Origin of the sequence: Herbaspirillum sp. B65, from assembly GCF_000333555.1 — a bacterium.
In the GTDB taxonomy this organism is placed as follows: domain Bacteria; phylum Pseudomonadota; class Gammaproteobacteria; order Burkholderiales; family Burkholderiaceae_D; genus Herbaspirillum; species Herbaspirillum rubrisubalbicans.
Genome location: NZ_BADI01000045.1, coordinates 1 through 3221, shown reverse-complemented (window position 1 = coordinate 3221; position 3221 = coordinate 1). Strand labels below are relative to the sequence as shown.

The window sequence follows — 3221 nt, the reverse complement described above, 5'->3', positions numbered from 1 at the left end:
TGAAGATACCGGCCGTCACCATGGTGGCGGCGTGGATCAGCGCGGAAATCGGGGTCGGGCCTTCCATCGAGTCCGGCAGCCAGACGTGCAGCGGGAACTGGGCCGACTTGCCCATGGCGCCCACGAACAGGCAGATGCAGGCCACGGTCAGCAGCATCCAGTCGGTACCCGGCAGGGTCAGTTGGACCAGCTCGGCGCGCTTGGCGAACACTTCGCTGTAGTTCATCGAGCCGGCATAGGCCAGCAGCAGGCCGATACCCAGGATGAAGCCGAAGTCGCCGACACGGTTGACCAGGAAGGCCTTCATGTTGGCCTTGATGGCGGTCGGTCGGGTGAACCAGAAACCGATCAGCAGGTAGGACACCAGGCCCACCGCTTCCCAGCCGAAGAACAGCTGCAGGAAGTTGTTGCTCATCACCAGCATGAGCATGGAGAAGGTGAACAGCGAGATGTAGGAGAAGAAGCGGTTGTAACCCTCATCCTCAGCCATGTAGCCGATGGTGTAGATGTGGACCATCAGGGACACGAAGGTCACCACGCACATCATCATCGCAGTCAGGCTATCGACCATGAAGCCGATCTCCAGCTTGATGCCGGCCACCGTCATCCAGTTGTACAGCGTACCGTTGTAGGTAGCGCCGTCCAGCACTGCGAGCAGGGTCTGGATGGAGATGATGGCAGCGATCAGCACGCCCAGGATGGTCGCGGTATGCGACACCTTGCGGCCAACCACGTTGCCGAAGAATTTGGTACCCAACAGGCCGGCGATGGCCGAGCCTGCCAGCGGCGCCAGGGGTACAGCAAGAAGAAGATGTGGGTTAAGTTGCCCAGCCATGATGAACCTTATCGCTTATTGGCTGCCCCGCTTGCACCATCTGCTGCAAGGGGGCCTCCCATCTTTAAATGAAATTCAAACCAGAACGCAAAAACAGGACGCTGCGGATGCCGACTCAGCCCTTGAGGCTGTCGAGGTCTTCCACGTTGATGGTATCCAGGTTACGGAACAGCACCACCAGAATCGCCAGACCGATGGCGGACTCAGCCGCAGCCACGGTCAGGATGAAGAACACGAAGATCTGTCCGCCCGCGTCACCGAGGTAATGCGAGAAAGCAATGAAGTTCATGTTGACCGCAAGCAGCATCAACTCGATGGCCATCAGCAGCACGATGATGTTCTTGCGGTTCAGGAAAATGCCGACGATCGAGATCGCGAACAGGATCGCGCCGATGATCAGGTAGTGGGAGAGCGTGATTGCCATGATTCTTGATCGCCCTTCTTAAGATTGTTGACCGGCTGCCGGCTTGTCGGCCGCTGCGGCGGCGTCAGCGGGCTGCTCGTTGCGGGTGGATTCGGCCTTCATGCTGACCAGGCGCACGCGATCCGAAGCCTTGACCTTGACCGCCTGGGCCGGATCGAAGTACTTGCTGTCCTTACGGCGGCGCAATGTCAGCGCCACGGCAGCGACGATGGCCACCAGCAGGATCACGGCCGCGATTTCGAAACCGTACACATATTCGGTGAAGATCAGCTTGCCCAGCGGCTTGGTCTGGCCGATGGTATCGGCGGCCGCAGGCACTTGCGATTCGTAGACCCAGAAGCTGTTGAGCAGGACTGCCGACATTTCCAGCACGATGACCACGCCGATGGTAGCGGCCAGCGGGAAATAACCCCAGAAGCCTTCACGCAACTTGTCCATGTTGATATCGAGCATCATCACCACGAACAGGAATAGCACCATCACCGCGCCGACATAGACCAGCACCAGCACGATGGCCAGGAACTCGGCCTTGAGCAGCATCCACAGACCGGCTGCCGAGAAGAAGGACAGCACCAGGAACAGGGCCGCATGGACCGGGTTGCGGGCCGTGATGACGCGCAATGCAGCAATCACCAGGATCACCGAGAACGCGTAGAACAAGACAGTTTTAAATTCCATAATCAACCAGAAGTTGGTTCATTCAATCAGCACGGGGACCGCAAGCGCCGGTCATCCCATCGCAATACATCCACCCTTTCCCGCACGGCTGGCACCACCCTGCCCGGCTGCCTCGTATGACAAGGCGGCACGGTGCCGCCGATTATCGGTAGGCGGCGTCGGCCGCACGGGCCGCGGCGATTTCGTTTTCGTAACGATCGCCCACTGCCAGCAGCATTTCCTTGGTGTAGTACAGGTCGCCCCGCTTTTCACCGTGGTATTCCAGGATGTGCGTTTCGACGATCGAGTCGACCGGGCAGGACTCTTCGCAGAAACCGCAGAAGATGCACTTGGTCAGGTCGATGTCGTAGCGGCTGGTGCGACGGGTACCGTCGGCACGCTGCTCGGACTCGATGGTGATGGCCATGGCCGGGCAGACCGCTTCGCACAGCTTGCAGGCGATGCAGCGTTCTTCACCGTTGGGATAACGGCGCAGCGCGTGCAGACCGCGGAAACGCGGCGACATCGGCGTCTTTTCCTCGGGGAACTGCACCGTGATCTTGCGCTTGAACAGGTAGCGACCGGTCAGGGCCAGGCCCTTGAACAGTTCGCGGAGCATCAGGCTGCCGAAAAAATCCTTAATAGCTTCCATTTTTAGCCTCAGCCTTCCAACTTATTTCCAGATATTCCAGGGCGACTGGATCCAGATCGCCACGACCACCAGCCACACCAGGGTCAGCGGGATGAACACTTTCCAGCCCAGACGCATGATCTGGTCATAGCGATAGCGCGGGAACGATGCGCGGATCCACACGTACAACGACAGGAAGAAGAAGGTCTTCAGACCCAGCCAGATCCAGCCCGGGATGAAGTCCAGCGCCGCCAGCGGTGCCGACCAGCCGCCGAAGAACAGCAGCGCGGTCAGGATCGAGATCAGGATCATCGCGGCATATTCGGCCAGGAAGAACATGGCGAAGGACATGCCCGAGTATTCGATCATGTGACCGGCCACGATTTCGGATTCACCTTCCACCACGTCGAACGGGTGACGGTTGGTCTCGGCCACGCCGGAGACGAAGTAGATCACGAACACCGGCAGCAGCGGCAGCCAGTTCCAGGACAGGAAGTTCAGACCCATGCCGGCGAACTGGCCCTTGGTCTGGGCCATCACGATGTCGGTCATGTTCAGGCTGCCGGTGACCATCAGCACCACCACCAGGCAGAAGCCCATGGAGATTTCGTAGGACACCATCTGTGCCGAGGCGCGCATGGCCCCCAGGAAGGCGTACTTCGAGTTGGAGGCCC

The 3221-nt window shown here is 59.5% G+C and carries 5 protein-coding genes; all 5 read right to left on the bottom strand.

What is annotated here, in order from left to right; genetic code table 11:
• Positions 1-835 (bottom strand): proton-conducting transporter transmembrane domain-containing protein (locus tag I5W_RS00990; RefSeq protein WP_044527851.1); only part of this gene is annotated, 835 nt, incomplete at its 3' end.
• Positions 836-950: 115 nt separating this feature from the next.
• Complete coding sequence (nuoK, locus tag I5W_RS00985) at positions 951-1259, bottom strand: NADH-quinone oxidoreductase subunit NuoK (protein WP_006712949.1); 309 nt, start codon at positions 1257-1259, stop codon at positions 951-953.
• 18 nt (positions 1260-1277) lie between these two features.
• Complete coding sequence (locus tag I5W_RS00980; RefSeq protein ID WP_044527850.1) at positions 1278-1937, bottom strand: NADH-quinone oxidoreductase subunit J; 660 nt, start codon at positions 1935-1937, stop codon at positions 1278-1280.
• Between the two features lie 142 nt (positions 1938-2079).
• Entirely contained in the window at positions 2080-2568 is a 489-nt protein-coding gene (gene nuoI / locus I5W_RS00975; protein WP_006712947.1) for an NADH-quinone oxidoreductase subunit NuoI, read from the bottom strand.
• 21 nt (positions 2569-2589) lie between these two features.
• A partial coding sequence (locus I5W_RS00970; protein ID WP_044527849.1) for a complex I subunit 1/NuoH family protein occupies positions 2590-3221 on the bottom strand: 632 nt, incomplete at its 5' end.

Excerpts from the sequence above, each read along its gene's own strand:
- nuoI (WP_006712947.1), bottom strand. The coding sequence starts at position 2,568 with ATGGAAGCTATTAAGGATTTTTTCGGCAGCCTGATGCTCCGCGAACTG.
- nuoK (WP_006712949.1), bottom strand. The coding sequence starts at position 1,259 with ATGGCAATCACGCTCTCCCACTACCTGATCATCGGCGCGATCCTGTTC.
- I5W_RS00980 (WP_044527850.1), bottom strand. The coding sequence starts at position 1,937 with ATGGAATTTAAAACTGTCTTGTTCTACGCGTTCTCGGTGATCCTGGTG.